The organism is Massilia pinisoli (assembly GCF_024753285.1).
Lineage (GTDB): Bacteria > Pseudomonadota > Gammaproteobacteria > Burkholderiales > Burkholderiaceae_D > Telluria > Telluria pinisoli.
In genome coordinates this window covers 125617-141404 of the sequence record NZ_JANUGW010000002.1, presented here as the reverse complement: position 1 = coordinate 141404, position 15788 = coordinate 125617, and the positions used below count along the sequence as shown (strand labels likewise).

At 69.9% G+C, this 15788-nt stretch carries 10 protein-coding genes; 4 read left to right on the top strand and 6 right to left on the bottom strand.

Annotated elements, in window-relative coordinates:
• Positions 1-72: 72 nt before the first annotated feature.
• From ccoS to NX784_RS02820, 6 genes are all read right to left on the bottom strand, one after another.
• Complete coding sequence (gene ccoS, locus NX784_RS02845) at positions 73-210, bottom strand: cbb3-type cytochrome oxidase assembly protein CcoS (protein WP_166860239.1); 138 nt, start codon at positions 208-210, stop codon at positions 73-75.
• An 18-nt stretch (positions 211-228) separates the two neighbouring features.
• A complete protein-coding gene (locus tag NX784_RS02840) occupies positions 229-2625 on the bottom strand; it encodes a heavy metal translocating P-type ATPase (RefSeq protein ID WP_258815186.1) in 2397 nt (798 codons plus the stop codon).
• A complete protein-coding gene (locus NX784_RS02835; RefSeq protein WP_258815185.1) occupies positions 2622-3371 on the bottom strand; it encodes a sulfite exporter TauE/SafE family protein in 750 nt (249 codons plus the stop codon). Before NX784_RS02835 ends, NX784_RS02840 begins: the two co-directional genes overlap by 4 nt.
• 4 nt (positions 3372-3375) lie before the next feature.
• Complete coding sequence (hemN, locus tag NX784_RS02830) at positions 3376-4800, bottom strand: oxygen-independent coproporphyrinogen III oxidase (RefSeq protein WP_258815184.1); 1425 nt, start codon at positions 4798-4800, stop codon at positions 3376-3378.
• 131 nt (positions 4801-4931) lie between these two features.
• A complete protein-coding gene (locus NX784_RS02825; protein ID WP_258815183.1) occupies positions 4932-6479 on the bottom strand; it encodes a methyl-accepting chemotaxis protein in 1548 nt (515 codons plus the stop codon).
• 139 nt (positions 6480-6618) lie between these two features.
• On the bottom strand, positions 6619-6963 hold the full coding sequence (locus NX784_RS02820; RefSeq protein ID WP_258815182.1) for an energy transducer TonB: 345 nt from the start codon (positions 6961-6963) through the stop codon (positions 6619-6621).
• A gap of 371 nt (positions 6964-7334) precedes the next feature.
• Between NX784_RS02820 and NX784_RS02815 the strand changes: the two genes are divergently transcribed.
• From NX784_RS02815 to NX784_RS02800, 4 genes are all read left to right on the top strand, one after another.
• A complete protein-coding gene (locus tag NX784_RS02815; protein WP_258815181.1) occupies positions 7335-11360 on the top strand; it encodes a Pls/PosA family non-ribosomal peptide synthetase in 4026 nt (1341 codons plus the stop codon).
• On the top strand, positions 11324-11938 hold the full coding sequence (locus NX784_RS02810) for a 4'-phosphopantetheinyl transferase superfamily protein (RefSeq protein ID WP_258815180.1): 615 nt from the start codon (positions 11324-11326) through the stop codon (positions 11936-11938). The genes NX784_RS02815 and NX784_RS02810 overlap by 37 nt, the downstream gene beginning before the upstream one ends.
• A gap of 37 nt (positions 11939-11975) precedes the next feature.
• The gene (locus NX784_RS02805; protein ID WP_258815179.1) at positions 11976-13292 is read left to right on the top strand and encodes a metal-dependent hydrolase; all 1317 of its coding nucleotides are present in this window, start codon (positions 11976-11978) and stop codon (positions 13290-13292) included.
• Between the two features lie 196 nt (positions 13293-13488).
• Positions 13489-15735, top strand: a complete 2247-nt coding sequence (locus NX784_RS02800) for a TonB-dependent receptor (RefSeq protein ID WP_258815178.1) — start codon at positions 13489-13491, stop codon at positions 15733-15735.
• The last annotated feature ends 53 nt before the right edge of the window (positions 15736-15788 follow it).

Genomic DNA, 15788 nt, shown 5'->3' with positions numbered 1-15788 from the left:
TTAGAGGCTCCGTTCTCGCGCACGACATCGGAGCCGTCGCGTATCACCGCGTGGACGGGGAACCCGTCCACCCTACTCGTCGTTCAATATACGCAAGGCGGGCCCTTCGAGGTCGTCGAACTGCCCGCTGTCCGCCGCGCCGAAGAAGATCCACACGGCGAACGCGACGACGATCACGGACAACGGCACCAGCAAATACAAGGCTTCCATCACTTTCTCCTCAGCGCCTCAGCGCCGCAGCCGCAGCGCGTTGAGCACGACCAGCGCCGAACTGGCCGCCATGCCCGCCCCGGACAGCCACGGATTCAGCAATCCGCTCGCGGCCGCGGGGATCGCGGTCGCGTTGTACAGCATGGCCCAGCCCAGGTTCTGGCGGATCACGCGCAACGTGGCCGCCGCCGTGTCCAGCGCGGCGGCCAGCGGCGCCAGGCCGTCGCCCAGCAGCACGCAGTCCGCGTGCAACTGCGCCAGCTGCGCGCCCTGCCCCATCGCGAACGACACGTCCGCGCCCGACAGCACGGCCGCGTCGTTGATGCCGTCGCCGACCATCGCCACGACGGCGCCTTCCGCCTGCAGACCGCGCACGACGCCCAGCTTGTCCTCCGGCCGCTGATTGCCGAGCGCGTGGTCGATGCCGAGTTGCGCGGCCGCCTCGCGCACGGGCCCGTCGTCGTCGCCGGACAGCAGCAGCACCGTCTTGCCGGCCGCGCGCAGCCCGGCCACGATGGCGGGTGCCTCCGGCCGCAATGCGTCGACGAGATCGAAGCGCGCCGTCCAGCCCATGGCACTGCCGAGCCATACGGCGGTGGCGCCACCGGCCGGCGCGGACGGCGCAGCGCCGCCGGCCAGGCCCGCGACGAACGCCGCGTTGCCGAGACGGTAGCGGCGGCCGCCGATCTCGCCTTCGACACCCTGTCCCACCGCGTGGTGCCACATGCCGGTCGCCAGCAACGGCGGGCCGGCTGCATCGCGGATGGCCTGCGCCAGCGGATGCGCGCTGCCCTGCTCCAGCGCTGCCGCGAGCTGCAGCGCCATGCGCGGGCTCGCGCCGCCGAACGTCGTCGTTTGACTCAAGATCGGATGGCCATGCGTCAGCGTGCCCGTCTTATCGAACACGACGTGCGTCGCGCGCCCCAGCGTCTCCAGCACGTGCGGCTTGACGGCGAGCGCGCCGCGCCGCAGCAGGCGGTCGGTGGCGGCAGCCAGCGCCGTCGGCGTCGCCAGCGACAGCGCGCACGGGCACGACACGACCAGCACCGCGATCGCCGCCGGCCACGCGCGCGCCGGATCGACGAATTGCCAGAACGCGAACACGAGCGCCGTCAGCGCCAGCAGCGCGAGCACGAACCATGCGCCCACGCGGTCGGCCCACAGCGCCAGCGCGGGCTTGTTCTGGCCGGCCCGCTCGACGAGCCGCACGAGCAGCGCCAGGGTGCTGTCGCGCGCACCGCTCGTCACGCGCACGACGATCGCTTGCGCGACGTTGACGGCGCCGCCGGGCAGCGCGTCGCCCGGGCCCATGCCGCGCGTGCGGCTTTCGCCCGTCAGCAGCGCCAGGTCGATCTCCGTGTCGCCTTCGAGGATGTTGCCGTCCGCGGGCACCGCTTCGCCCGGCGCGACGAGCACGACGTCGCCCGGCACGAGGTCCTCGGCGGCGACGAGGTCCGTCGCGCGTGCGGACGGCCAGCCGGCCATGCGCAGCGCCGTCGCAGGGGCCGCCCGCTGCAGACCCTCGAGCGCGCGGGCGGCGCGCCGTCTCGCGTCCAGTTCCAGGTAGCGGCTGCCCAGCAGCAGGAACACGAACATCGTGATCGAATCGAAGTACACGTCGCCCCGGCCGCGCACGACGGCGGCCGCGCTCGCGCCGAACGCGGCGAGGATGCCCAGCGCGACCGGCACGTCCATGCCCGCGACGCAGCGCCGCACGTCGCGCCACGCGCCCTGCAGGAACGGCCACGCCGCGTAGCCGACGGCCGGCACCGTGAGCAGCAGCGCCGCCCAGTTCATCAGTGCGCGCATGTCCGCGTCCATCGTGCCGTCCGTCGCCAGGTAGACGGGAAACGCGTACATCATCACCTGCATCATCGACAGGCCCGCCACGAACAGGCGGCGGAACAAGGTCTTGCGCTCGCGCTCGAGGTGAGCGGCCTGGCGCTGCGCGTCGAGCGGATACGCCGTGTAGCCGATCGTGCGCAGCGCGGCCAGGATGTCGCTCGCGCGGCACGCGGCCGGGTCCCAGCGCACGCGCAAGCGTTCCGTCGCCACGTTCAGCAGCGCTTCCGTCACGCCGGCCAGCGCGGCCACGCGGCGTTCGATCAGCCACACGCACGCGGCACAGCGGATGCCTTCGACCGTGAACACGGCGTCACCAGCGTCGACCACGTCATCGTAGGCGCGCAGCCGCGCGAGGTCGGCATCGTCGGCGGCCGGCACGACGAACGCGGTACGCTGCCCGTAGTAATCCGCGAGGCCCGCGTCCGCGATCGCTTCCGCCGCGGCCGCGCAACCGGGACAGCACATGGTACGCGCCGCGCCGTCCACGACGGCCGACCAGAGACTCCCCGCCGGCGCCGGCTGGCCGCAGTGGTAGCAGGCGGCGACGTCGTCGACGCAGGCGGCGGTCATGCGTGCGTCCCCGGCGCGAGGCACACGTCCTGCATCCAGCCGTGCGGCAGGCCGTCGGCCGCGCGCGCGAGGCCCAGCAGGCCGAAGCCCAGCACGAGGGCGCCGCACGCGTGCCGCACGCGCGGGCGCGCGAGCGCGGCGCGCAGGCGCGTGCCCGCGAGGCCCAGGCCCAGCAGCATGGGCAAGGTGCCGAGCCCGAACGCCAGCATCACGAGCGCGCCGCTGGCGACGCCGCCGCTCAGCATCGCGGTGACGAGGACGCTGTACACCATCCCACATGGCAGCCAGCCCCACACGGCGCCCGCGGCGAGCATGCGGCCAGGGCCGTCCAGCGGCCCGATCGTGCGCAGCAGCGGCTTCACGCCGCGCCACACGACCTGCCCTCCCCGCTCCAGCCGCGCGAGGCCGCGCCACGCATCCATCAGGTACAGGCCGAGCGCCGCGAGCATCAGGTTCGCGAGCCAGTACGCACCAGCCTGCAGCGCGGGCAGCCGCGTGAGCGCGTTCGCCCCCTGCGCGAGGCCGCCGGCCAGCGCGCCGGCCAGCATGTAGCTACCGATCCGACCCGTGTTGTACGCGAGGACGTTGGCGAGCGGCGCGCGCGCCGTCACGACTTTCACCGGCACGACGCGGCCGACACTGGGCGCCACGGACAGCGCGCCGACGATCCCGCCGCACATGCCGGCGCAGTGGACGCTGCCCAGCAGGCCGACGACGAACACGGGAACGAGGGCGACGAGGTTCATGCCGTCACACCGTCTTCGAGTGCACGCCGGCCGGGCGCGTGGCCAGGTAGCGGTCGAACACCATGCACACGTTGCGGATCAACAGACGCCCCTTCAACGTGACCGTGATCCAGTCGTCGCCGACCTCCACGAGTCCGTCGCGTTCCAGCCCGGCCAGCTGCGCCAGCTCGGCCGCGAAATACGTGCGGAACACGATGGGGAACGCGAGTTCGATCGCGTCCATCGACACCTCGAACTGGCACACCAGCTTCTGGATCACGCTGCGGCGCAGCGCGTCGTCCATCGACAGCCGTACGCCGCGCGCCACCGGCAACTCGTTGCGGTCGAGCGCATCGTAGTAGGCATCGAGCGTCTTGACGTTCTGGCTGTACGTGGCGCCCACGGCACTGATGGCGGACACGCCGCAGGCGACGAGGTCCGTGTCCGCGTGCGTCGAATAGCCCTGGAAATTGCGGTGCAGGCGGCCCTGGCGCAGCGCGGCGGCGATGTCGTCGTCGGGCCGCGCGAAATGGTCCATGCCGATGTAGACGTAGCCGGCCCCCGTCAGCCGCTCGATGCACAGCTGGAGCATGGCGAGCTTCGTGGCGCTGGCGGGCATGTCGGCATCGATGATGCGGCGCTGCGGCTTGAACAGGTGCGGAAGGTGCGCGTAGTGGTAGACGGCGATGCGGTCGGGCGCGGCGGCGACGACCTTGTCCAGCGTGACACGCATCGTGTCCAGCGTCTGCTTCGGCAGGCCGTAGATCAGGTCGATGCTGACGGAACGAAAACCCGCGGCGCGCGCGGCCGCGATGACGGCCAATGTCTCCGCCTCCGGCTGGATGCGGTTGACGGCCCGCTGCACGTCCTCGTCGAAGTCCTGCACGCCCAGGCTGATGCGGTTGAAACCCTGGCGCCGCAAGCTGTGCACGCGCTCGGCCGACACGGTGCGCGGGTCGACCTCGATCGAGTATTCGCCTTCGGCGTCGGGCGCAAAATGGAAGCACCGATGCAGGTGCGCCATCAGGTCGTCCATCTGCCCGTCGGACAGGTACGTCGGGGTGCCGCCGCCAAAGTGCAGCTGCTCCACGTCATTGATGCCCGTGAACAGGCGGCCCTGCATCTCGATTTCGCGCTTCAGGTAGGCGAGGTACGTGGCCGCCTTTGCGCGGTCCTTCGTGACGATCTTGTTGCAGGCGCAGTAGTAGCAGACGGTGGCGCAGAACGGGACGTGCACGTACAGCGACAGCGGTTTGCCGGCGCCGCGCGTGCGCAGGTCGGCCACGGCGCGCAGGAAATCGCGGTAGCCGAACGATTCCGTGAACCGGTCCGCCGTCGGGTACGACGTGTAGCGCGGACCGTTGCGGCTCAGCCGGGCGATCAGGTCCGCGTCGAACTCGACCGTGGGCTCGCCGGTGGCGGAAGCGGTTGCGGGGACTGCATCGAACATCTTGGAAACTCCTGGCCGGCGGCGCGTAACATATGCGGTGAGTCTATTGAGGCGGCTTCGCAAAATCCTTGACTTGCATCAAAAACCGCCGAGCCGGGCCTGCTACGCAACAGGATTGGCCCGCCCGGCCATCAGCGCGCCAGCTTGAATACGGACAGCACCTGTCCCAGATGCCCCACCTGCTCCGCCACGCTGGCCGACGCGGTGGCCGATTCCTCGACGAGGCCCGCGTTCTCGCGCGTGATGCCGTCCAGCTGCGCCAGCGCCGCGTTCACTTCCGCGATGCCGTGGCTCTGCGTGCGCGACGCCGTCGTGATGTCGCCCATGATCGCCGCCGCGTCCCGCACGGACGCGACGACTGCGCGCATCGTCTGCCCCGCCGCGTCGACGAGCTCGTTGCCCTGCCCGACCTTGTGCACGGAATCCTCGATCAGCGCCTTGATCTCCTTCGCCGCCCCGGCCGAGCGCTGCGCGAGGCTGCGCACTTCGCCCGCCACGACGGCGAAGCCGCGGCCCTGCTCGCCCGCGCGCGCCGCCTCGACCGCGGCGTTCAGCGCGAGGATATTGGTCTGGAAAGCGATGCCGTCGATCAGGCCGATGATGTCCACGATGCGTGTGGCCGACCCGCTGATCTGGCCCATCGTGCTGCCCACCTGCTGCACGGCGTCGCCGCCCCGCCCCGCCACGCGCGACGCTTCGCCCACCAGGCCGTCGGCGCGCTCCGCACTGTCCGTGTTCCGGCCCGCGGCCGCCGCGATGTGCGCGAGGCTCGCGGCCGTCTGCTCCAGGCTCGCGGCCTGCGATTCCGTACGGCGCGCGAGATCCATATTGCCCTCGGCGATGTCGCGCGTGGCCGCCTCGATCGAGACGACGCCGGCGCGCACGTCGCCCACGATCGCCGTCAGGTTGACGTTCAGCTGGCGCAGCGCGCGCAGCAGGCGGCCCATCTCGTCGTCGCGGCCCGGCGCGGGAAGATGCGACAGGTCGCCGCCGGCCAGCGCGTGGACGGCGTCCAGCGCCCGGCGCATGGGTGTCACGATGGCGCGCTGCAGCTCGGCCCAGGCTACGAGCGTGAGGACGGCACCGGCCAGCGCCGCCGCGCGCCACCCCCAGCCCTGCACGGCACCCGCCAGCAGCAGCATCAGCGCGGCCTGCGTCCCCATCATGATGCCCAGGCGGCGGCCCAGCGGCAGCTGGCGCAGGCCCTGCAGGCGCGCCCACCACGCGGTGCGCACGACGGCGCCGCGGCGGATGGCGATACCGTCGGCGCGGCCCTCGCGCATGCGTTTGTAGAGGGCTTCTGCGCGTTCGACGTCGGCGCGCGCCGGGCGCGTGCGCACCGACATGTAGCCGACCGTCGTGCCGTTTTCCTTGATCGGTACGACGTTCGCCGTGACCCAGTAGAAGTCGCCGTTCTTGCGGCGATTCTTGACGAGACCCGTCCACGGCTCGCCCGCCTGCAGCGTCTGCCACATGTCGGCGAACGCCGCGGGCGGCATGTCGGGGTGGCGCACGATGTTGTGGGCCTTGCCGGTCAGCTCCGCTTCCGTGAAGCCGCTGACCTCGATGAACGCGGGGTTGACGTAGGTGATGCGGCCTTTCGTGTCCGTTTTCGACACGATGGATTGGCCATCCCGCAATGGGTATTCGATGCCCGTGACGGGCAGGTTGGTGCGCACGCGTGACTCCCTGATTTCCGGAGGAATAATTGATCTACGGAAATTTTATGAAATCACGCGTGGCGCTATCCTTGATGTGGATCAAAAATGCCCAACCGGCTGCGCTGATGCGACAGACCGGCGTCGCACGCTGCCTGCGTCAGTTCGAGACCCACTTGTACTGCACCGTGGTCCACACGGCCGCGCTGTCGCCCGCTTTCGGCGCGGCGAACGTGCAATGGTAGCCGGCGCGCAGCGACGCCCTGTCCAGGGTCCGGTAGCCGCTCGACTCCACCACTTTCGCGTCCTGCACGGAACCGTCCGCGCCGACGAGCACGGCGACCCGGACCCGGCCCTGGATGCCGTCGTCCTGCCACGAGGCCGGGTAGTAAGGCGCGGCGCAGCGGGCGGAGCGCGAGGAGGTGACCGGCTCGGCGGCGTGGGCGGCAAACGTGGTCAGCGACAGGGCGGTTGCGACAGCGGCGATGCGAAGTTTGGCGTTCATCATGAGCTCCAATAGGCAGAGGTTCGAAAGGTTTGCTGCTACGACTTAAATATATTGCATCGCACAATCGAACGATAATTTATTGTTTGAATAGCAGACATCCGCGCCAGGAATATGATTTTTCCCGGGGCTTTCATGCACCACGACTGAGCAAGGGTGCATTGTGCGAGTGCAGCATTTTCATCTCCGTGAACGCCGTGGTGCGGCCGGTCGCCCGGTCCGGCACACGAGTGAAGAAAAACGTTGCGACGCCCGGCCGTTACAATGAGGTACCCTGCGCGCATGTGGCCGCCAGGATTGTTAGATTCGCATTGATGAGCATCGTGTTCTCGCTTGATAAACCTCACGACCAACCCCAACTGTAGCCGTTGATGAACGATATTTCTTCTCTCACACGGCATCCCGATGTCCTCTACGGTCCGCACCAGCCCGAGCTGCTGCGCGACGAAATCCTGGCCGACCTGCTGGAGGCCAGCGCACGCCGCGCGCCCGACCAGATTGCCCTGATCGCCGGCGACCGCCACCTCACGTACGCCGAGCTCGACGCGCAGGCCGGACTGGCCGCGTCGCGCCTGATCGACGCCGGCATCCGGCCCGGCCACATCGTCGGCCTGTGGATGCCGCGCGGCATCGACCTGCTCGTCATGCAGGCCGCCATCGCCAAGGCAGGTGCCGCCTGGCTGCCAGTCGACGAGGACACCCCCGTCGAGCGCCTCCTCGTCTGCATGGAAGATGCCGGCTCCCCTGCCCTCGTCAGCAGCGAGCGCATGCGCGACCGCCTGGGCCCGGTGACGCAACCGATCCACACGGCGGAAACCCTGCTCGCGCCCGCGCCCGACGGCGACACGGTGCGCCGGCGCGGCCACGTCGCCGGGGACGCGCCCGCCTACGTCATCTACACGTCGGGCTCGACGGGCAAGCCGAAAGGCATCCTCATCGACCAGCGCAGCATCTGCCACTTCCTGCGCAGCGAGAACGAAGTGCTGGGCGTCAAAGCGTCGGACAAGGTGTACCAGGGCTTTTCCGTCGCGTTCGACATGTCGTTCGAGGAAATCTGGATTTCCTACCTCGTCGGCGCCACCTTGTGGATCGGGCCGAAGGAAACGGCCGGCGATCCGGAAGCGCTGCCGCGGCTGCTGGCGGAGAACCATGTCACCGTGCTGCATGCCGTGCCGACCCTGCTGGCGCTGTTCGCCGACGACGTGCCGAGCCTGCGCATCATCAACCTGGGCGGCGAGATGTGCCCGGAGACGGTCGTGGAGCGCTTTTCGAAGCCGGGCCGCCAGATGTTCAACACGTACGGCCCCACGGAAGCGACCGTGTCCGCCAGCCTCGCGCGGCTGGAGCCCGGCCGCCTGATCACGATCGGCACGCCGCTGCCGAACTACGGCTTGCTCGTCATCCACACGGAGACGGACAAGGGCTTGCAGATCCTGCCCCGTGGCGACACGGGCGAGCTGTGCATCATCGGGCCGGGCCTGTCGTCCGGCTACCTGGGCCGCCCCGACCTGACGGCCGAGAAATTCCTGCCGAACCCGTGGCGCTCCGGCCCCGACGATCCGCGGCTGTACCGCACGGGCGACCTCGCCCGCATCGAGCCGGACGGCCAGGTCGTGTGCCTGGGCCGCACGGACGACCAGGTCAAGATCCGCGGCTTTCGCGTGGAACTGGGCGAGATCGAAGCCCAGCTCGCGCAGCAGGACGGCGTCGGCACGACGGCCGTACTATTGCGCAAGGACGACGGCATCGACCGCCTCGTCGCCTACCTCGTGCCCGCCGCCGGCGCAACGGACGAGCAGCTGTCACCGGCCACCTTGCGCCGCGCGCTGTCCGGCAAGCTGCCGCCGTACATGGTGCCGAGCCGATTCGAGCGCCTGACTATCATGCCGCGCCTGACGTCCGGCAAGATCGACCGCAAGGCGCTGAAGGCGATGGCCCTGTCGGCCCCGCTCCCCAGCGATCCGGCCGAGTCGGACGCGGCGGAAACGCCGGGAGAAGAAGCGCTGTTCGCGGCGCTGGGCAAGCTGTTCCCGGGCCAGCCGATCCGGCGCGAGCTGGATTTCTTCAGCGACCTCGGCGGCCACTCGTTCTTCGCCGCCCGCCTCGCGACGGCGCTGCGCACCGATCCGCGCTTCGCCCACGTGACGGTGCGCGACATCTACCAGCACCGCCAGATCGGCGCGATCGCCTCCGGCCTCGACCAGGCCGCGGGCACCGCGGCCATCGAGCCGGACTGGACGCCGCCGGACAACACGCGCCGCTGGCTGTGCGGCGTGGCCCAGCTGGCGACCGTCCCGGTGCTCATCACCTTGCGCATGGCACAGTGGCTGGCGCCGTTCTTCACGTACCACTTCTTCACGGGCGATCCGGGCGATTCGGTGCCGCGCGCCATCGCCGCGTCGATCGTCGTGTTCCTGCTCGCCACGTTGCTGGAATTCGTGTTCGCCATCGGCGGCAAGTGGCTCGTCGCGGGCCGCCTGAAGCCGGGCGTGTATCCGCTGTGGGGCGCGACGTATTTCCGCTGGTGGCTGTCCGACCGGCTCGTCGAGGCCGCGCCCACGTATCTGCTGGCCGGCTCGTCGCTGTACACGTGGTATCTGCGGCTGCTGGGCGCGAAGGTCGGGCACGACGTCGTGATCGGTTCACTGACGATCCGCGCCCCGGACCTGCTCGACATCGGCGATAACGTCAGCATCGGCAACGCCGCCAACTTCGAGAACGCGCGCGTGGAACGGGGCCGCCTGATCCTCGGCACGATCGCGCTGGACGACGATGCGTGCGTGTCGTCGTACGCGATCCTCGAGGGGAATACCCGCGTGGGCCGGCGCGGCCACCTGGAAGGCCAGTCCGCGCTGCCGGACGGCGCCAGCGTACCGGACGGCCGCGTGTGGGGCGGCTCGCCCGCGCGCGACGCGGGCGCATTCGATCCGTCCACCTTGCCGCCCCGCCCCGTCGTCAGCCGCGCGCGCCTGGTGGGCGAGGCGCTGTTCTTCATGTTCGGCATGCTGCTCGTCGCGACGTTGTTCTTCATGCCCGTCTTCCCCAGCTTCGTGCTGATCGACTGGTTCGACGAACGCGGGACGATGCCGATCCTGGCGCAGAACTCGATCCAGGGCCAGCTGCTGCGCTATTTCGTGCTGGCGCTGCCCGCGTCCGCCGTGCTGATCGCGCTGACGATGCTCGTCTCGGCCGCCATCCGCTGGGGCTTCCTGCCCCGCATGATGCCGGGACGCTCGGCGGTGCACAGCAATGCGTACTGCAAGAAGTGGCTCGTGAGTCACATCCAGGAATCGAGCCTGAACGTCCTGCATGGCATCTACGCGACCGTGTTCGCGCCGTTCTGGTATCGCCTGCTGGGTGCGAAAGTCGGGCGCGACGCGGAGATCTCGACGGCGCTGGGCGTCGTCCCCGACATGCTCACCTTGGGCGACGAGACGTTCATCGCCGATGCCGTCATGCTGGGCGACGAGCAGATCGACGGCGGCTGGATGACGATGGAAGCGACCGTCGTCTCGAACCGCAGCTTCGTGGGCAACGGCAGCTACATCCCGGACGGCACGGTGCTGCCGGAAGGCGTCCTCGTGGGCGTGCACACGCATGCCCCGGCGAACGAGCGCATGACGGGCGGCGACACGTGGCTCGGCTCGCCGCCGATCCACCTGCCGGCACGCGAACAGGTGAGCGGCTATCCGGAGCACCTGACGTACCGGCCGTCGCCCGCACGCCGCCTGGGCCGCGCGCTCGTGGAGGCTTTTCGCATCGTCGCGCCGCACGCCGTCGTCATCGCCGTCGGCTACACGGTCGTGCTGGACCTGATGCCCATCGCCGGCGCCGGCCGCTGGGGCGAAGTCGTCTGGGACCTCGCCCTCATCAGCCTCGCCTACGGCATCGGCAACTACCTGTTCGTGCTCGCGTTCAAATGGCTGCTGCTGGGCCGTTATAAAAAACGCGCGGAGCCCATGTGGACGCCGTTCGTGTGGCTGTCCGAGGGCGTGACGAATATGTACGAAGGCATCGCCGTGCCGAACTTCATGCGCTACCTGCGCGGCACGCCGTGGCTGCCGCTCGCGTTCAAGCTGCTCGGCTGCCGCATCGGCCGCGGCGTGTACATGGACACGACGGACATCACGGAATTCGACTGCGTGACGATCGGGGACCACAGCGAACTGAATGCGCTGTCGTGCCCGCAGACGCACTTGTTCGAAGACCGCGTAATGAAGATCGACCACGTCGACATCGGCAGCAAGGTCTACCTCGGCCCGCGCAGCGCCGTGCTGTACAGCGCGAAGGTCGGCGACAACGCCCGTATCGGCCCGCTGACCCTCGTCATGAAGGGCGAGCACATCCCCGCCGCCACCGCGTGGAACGGCTTGCCTGCGGCGCCGCAGCGCGCGTGATGGAGGCCGTGTCCGTCCGCTGGTGGTCGGATGGCCGGCTCGCGCTGCCGGCCGCCGGCGCGGACGTGCACGTCGTCGGCGTGCGTGGCATGAAGGACCGCGCGATCGCCAGGCAGACGATCCGCACCGCCCTGCTGGCCGCCCTGGCGGACGCGCTTGCGCTGCCGGTTTCCCGGATCCGGCTGTGCGGCGAACCGGGCGAGGCACCGTATGCCCGCATCGACGACGGTCGCCACGTCGATCTCGCGATCAGCCATGATGGCGACGTGTCCGTGGCCGCCTTACGCCTCGACGGCGACGCCGGCATCGACGTGATGCGCGTGGCGGACGTGCCGGACTGGCACGCCGTCGCCCACGACTACCTCGGCCCCGCCGCCGCGGCCGCGCTGGCGCGCGTTCCCGCGCCCGCGCGCGCCGCCGCGTTCGCGCGTGCGTGGAGCGAGCGTGAAGCGCGTCTCAAGTGCCGGGGCCTGGCGCTGGCGGAGTGGCGCGCCGATCTCGATGCCCGGCTCGCAGCGTGCCGCTGCCGGCCGCTCGCCATGCCGGACGGTTATGTCGCGACGTTGGCGCTGGCCTAGCCCGCACATCGTCTTGCGGTTTGGGTAAGATTGCAGGATGGATAATATTACCCACTCGGTCGTCGGCCTCGGCATCGGCGCCCTGATCGACCGCAGCGTCGCCCCCGAAACGTCTCCCGACGACCAGCGCGTGCGTACGCGCCTGCTGCTGGTGCTCGGCTGCCTGGCGAGCAATTTCCCCGATCTAGACCTCGTGCTCACGCACCTGCTGGCGCCGCCGCTGGGCTATCTGCTGCATCACCGCGGCCACACGCACACGCTGCTGGGCGCCTGCGGCGAAATCGTCGTGCTGCTGGGGCTCGTGTGGCTGCTGTGGCCCGCGGCGCGCCGGTTGCTGCGCACGAGCGGCCGCGCGCGCGGCGCGGCCGTCGTCACGGCCGGTGTCGGCACGGTGCTGCACATCGCGATGGACGGCCTCAACGTCTACGGCGTCCATCCGTTCTGGCCGTTCGATCCGTCCTGGTATTACGGCGACCTCGTGTTCATCGTCGAACCCGTGTTCTGGATCGCGTTCGGCGTGCCGCTCGCCGCGCTCGTGCGGGGACGCACGACGCGTGGGTTGCTGCTCGCGCTGCTGGCGGCCGTGTCGATCAGCGTGACTGCGGCCGGCTTCCTGCAATGGGGCTCGCTGGCCGGGCTGCTGGCGCTCGGCCTGCCGCTGGCGTGGATCGCGCGCCGCGTGGACGGACCGCGCGGCCGCGCCGCGCCGGGCGCAGGACTGGCCGCGTCGCTCGCGTTCGTCGGCATCCAGGCGGTCGCGCTGCACGAGGCACGCGCCATCACCGCGGCGGCTGTCGTCCGCCTCGATCCGCACGATCGCGTGCTCGACACGGCGCTGTCCGCGTATCCCGCGAATCCGCTGTGCTGGTCGTTCGTGACGGTGGCCGTCGACGCGGCGCATGGCGACTACCACCTGCGGCGCGGCCAGCTCAGCGTCGCACCCGCGATCACGCCTGTCGCCCACTGCCCCGCGCCGATCGCCGGCCGGGCCGTCGGCACCGACGCCCGACTGGCGTGGCAGGCCGAGGAGCGCGACGACCTTGCCCGCTTGCGCGGCCTGCAGGCGACCAATTGCCACTTCAACGCCTGGATGCGCTTCGCCCGCGCGCCATCGGTCGGCGCGACGACGGCGACGGATGCGCGCTGGAGTCCACCGGGCGGCCGCAACTTTTCCACGATCGACCACGCGGCCCTCGCCGCGGCGCCATGCCCGCAACCGGTGCCGAGCTGGGCCTATCCGCGCGCGGATTTGTTGACGGCGCCCCGCGCTTCGGCCGCCGCGGCAGCGGCTCATCGCCTGTCCGGCGCGCATGCCGGAAGCGCTGCACTTCCATCAACATTTCAAAAAAATTAACCAAATCGTGGTTTAAATGCTACGGCCCGTAATCATTTCTGTATCAATTTGTGGTATGTCAACACTATTGCCCGTTCGCACTACCTGTTAGACTCCTCCGTTTCACCCGCCTGCAATAAAGCCTCACGAGAATCCACGCAGGCGGCGCCTGGCAACTACCGGGCGAAGCAACGACTACAAGAAACTGGGGAAGTCCATGAAAACAACACGGGGTCGGTTGAACCCTAAGCTGCTCGCCGTATCGGTATCGACGATCGCGTGCGGCGCACTGCACGCGCCCGCGTGCGCGCAGGCGGACGGCACGGCCGTCCAGGAAGTGATCGTCACGGCGCAGCGCACGGCGGCGCCGGAATCGAAGACGCCGGTAGCCCTGTCCGTGCTCACCGCTGCGGACCTCGACGCGATCGGCGCCGACACGCCCGGCGCCCTCGCCGCGCGCCTGCCCAACACCTATCTCGAAAATTCCTACGACGGCCTGCGCATCACGATCCGCGGCGTGTCGAACGCGGACGTCACGGAAAAAGGCGACCCGTCCGCCGCCTTCATGGTCGATGGCGTCTACGTCGCGCGGCCGCAGAGCCAGAACACGGCGCTGTACGACGTCGACCGCGTGGAAGTGCTGCGCGGTCCGCAAGGCACGCTGTACGGCCGCAACACGACGGCCGGCGTCGTCAACGTGATCACGAAGGCGCCCGTGAACCGCTTCGAAGGCGACGTCAACGCGACGTTCGGCAACTGGGGCGAACGCAAGGTCGGCGCGATGGTCAACGTGCCCGTGAACGCGGTGCTGGCGCTGCGCGCCGCCGCCACGTGGAACAAGCACGACCCGTACCTGAGCAACGGCTCGAACACGCCGCGCACGCTGGGCCTGGACCGCGACGACCGCGCCGCCCGCCTGTCCGCGAAGCTGGCGCTGGGCGACAATGCATCGCTGCTCGTGCGCTACGAAGCGAGCCGCGACAACAGCAACAACGACAGCACGGTGCCCGATTCGAACTTCTACAGCGGCATCGCGACGGGCAACCCCGTGTGGAACGGCGACAGCACGGACAAGCGCCTCACCTACCGCTTCAATCCGCCGAACACCCGCTTCGAACAAGGCTATTCGCACAAGAAGACGTCCGCCCTGACGGCGGAATTGAACTGGGACCTGGGTCCGGCCACGCTGTCGTGGCTCGGCGCGCACCGCAGCTTCGACCACGACTACGATTACAACTTCTACTACCGCGTCGCGCCGGCCGTCGCGCTGGGCGTGCGCCAGCCGTTCAACGGCAGCTACAACCAGGACTCGCACGAACTGCGCCTCGCGACGAACGGCACCGGCCCGCTGTCCGCCCAGGGCGGCGTGTACTGGTTCCGCGAGCGCGCGCGCGACGTCTATTATTTCCGCGACCTGCAGCTCGTCGGCCTGCCGCCGTACTATGTGTTCGCCAATGATCCCGTGCGCTCGCAAAGCAAGGCCGTGTTCGGGCAGGCGACCTATCGCCTCGTCGACGGCCTGCGCGCCACCGCGGGCGCCCGCTATACGGAAGACGACAAGTCGCGCACCGGCTACATCGGCTACCAGCGCGCGGCCACGTTCAACGCGGCCACCGACCTGCGCGACCTGAACGCGGGCCGCATCGCGACGAACAGGACGACGTGGCGCCTGGGCCTCGACTACGACCTGTCGCCCGCGACCCTCGTCTACGGTGCCGTCGCCACGGGTTACAAGGCCGGCGGCTTCAACGACGGCTGCGTGGCGGGAGACTCCCGCAACGGCGTCGGCTGCCTGCCGACGTCCGCGCTGCCGGCCGCCAGCCTCACGTACCGCCCGGAGACCGTGCGCGCGTACGAGGCCGGCGTCAAGACGCGCTTCTGGGACGGCCGCGCAAGCCTGAACGTCGCGGCCTTCCACTACGACTACCGCGACCTGCAGCTGTCCAACGAAGTCGTCGTGAACGGCCGGCCGCGCTACGAGACGACGAACGCCGCCGAAGCCGCCGTACGCGGCCTGGAAGCGGACGGCCAGGTGCGCGCGACGCGGGCCGACACGGCCACGTACGCCCTCACCCTGCTCGACGCCCACTACGTCGGCTATGTGCCGGACGGCGTGCATTCGTGGTCCGGCGTGAAGCTCGACCGCACGCCGGCACGCACGCTGGCGCTCGGCTGGGAACACCGCTTCCACCTCGCCGGCGGCCAGCTGGCGGCCGGTGTCGGCACCCATGCCAGCGCGAGCTATCTGCTGGGCGTGCCGCAGGCGGGCCTGAAATTCCGCGTGCCCGGCCACACGGAATCCGACCTGCATGCGGGCTGGACGCCGGACGGCGCGCGCTGGAGCGTGCTCGCGCGCGTGCGCAACCTCGAGAACGAGGTGCGGCCGATGACGATCAGTTCCTCCGGCCTCACCGTGCCGACGGAACCGCGCACGGCCGACGTCCGCTTCGATTACCGCTTCTGATTTAGAGCGCGGCCGTCCCTCCGGGCGGCCGCATTGATCGTCAGCCGTGCCCC

Excerpts from the sequence above, each read along its gene's own strand:
- NX784_RS02840 (WP_258815186.1), bottom strand. The coding sequence starts at position 2,625 with ATGACCGCCGCCTGCGTCGACGACGTCGCCGCCTGCTACCACTGCGGC.
- NX784_RS02805 (WP_258815179.1), top strand. The coding sequence starts at position 11,976 with ATGGATAATATTACCCACTCGGTCGTCGGCCTCGGCATCGGCGCCCTG.
- NX784_RS02815 (WP_258815181.1), top strand. The coding sequence starts at position 7,335 with ATGAACGATATTTCTTCTCTCACACGGCATCCCGATGTCCTCTACGGT.
- NX784_RS02820 (WP_258815182.1), bottom strand. The coding sequence starts at position 6,963 with ATGAACGCCAAACTTCGCATCGCCGCTGTCGCAACCGCCCTGTCGCTG.
- hemN (WP_258815184.1), bottom strand. The coding sequence starts at position 4,800 with ATGTTCGATGCAGTCCCCGCAACCGCTTCCGCCACCGGCGAGCCCACG.
- NX784_RS02800 (WP_258815178.1), top strand. The coding sequence starts at position 13,489 with ATGAAAACAACACGGGGTCGGTTGAACCCTAAGCTGCTCGCCGTATCG.
- ccoS (WP_166860239.1), bottom strand. The coding sequence starts at position 210 with ATGGAAGCCTTGTATTTGCTGGTGCCGTTGTCCGTGATCGTCGTCGCG.
- NX784_RS02835 (WP_258815185.1), bottom strand. The coding sequence starts at position 3,371 with ATGAACCTCGTCGCCCTCGTTCCCGTGTTCGTCGTCGGCCTGCTGGGC.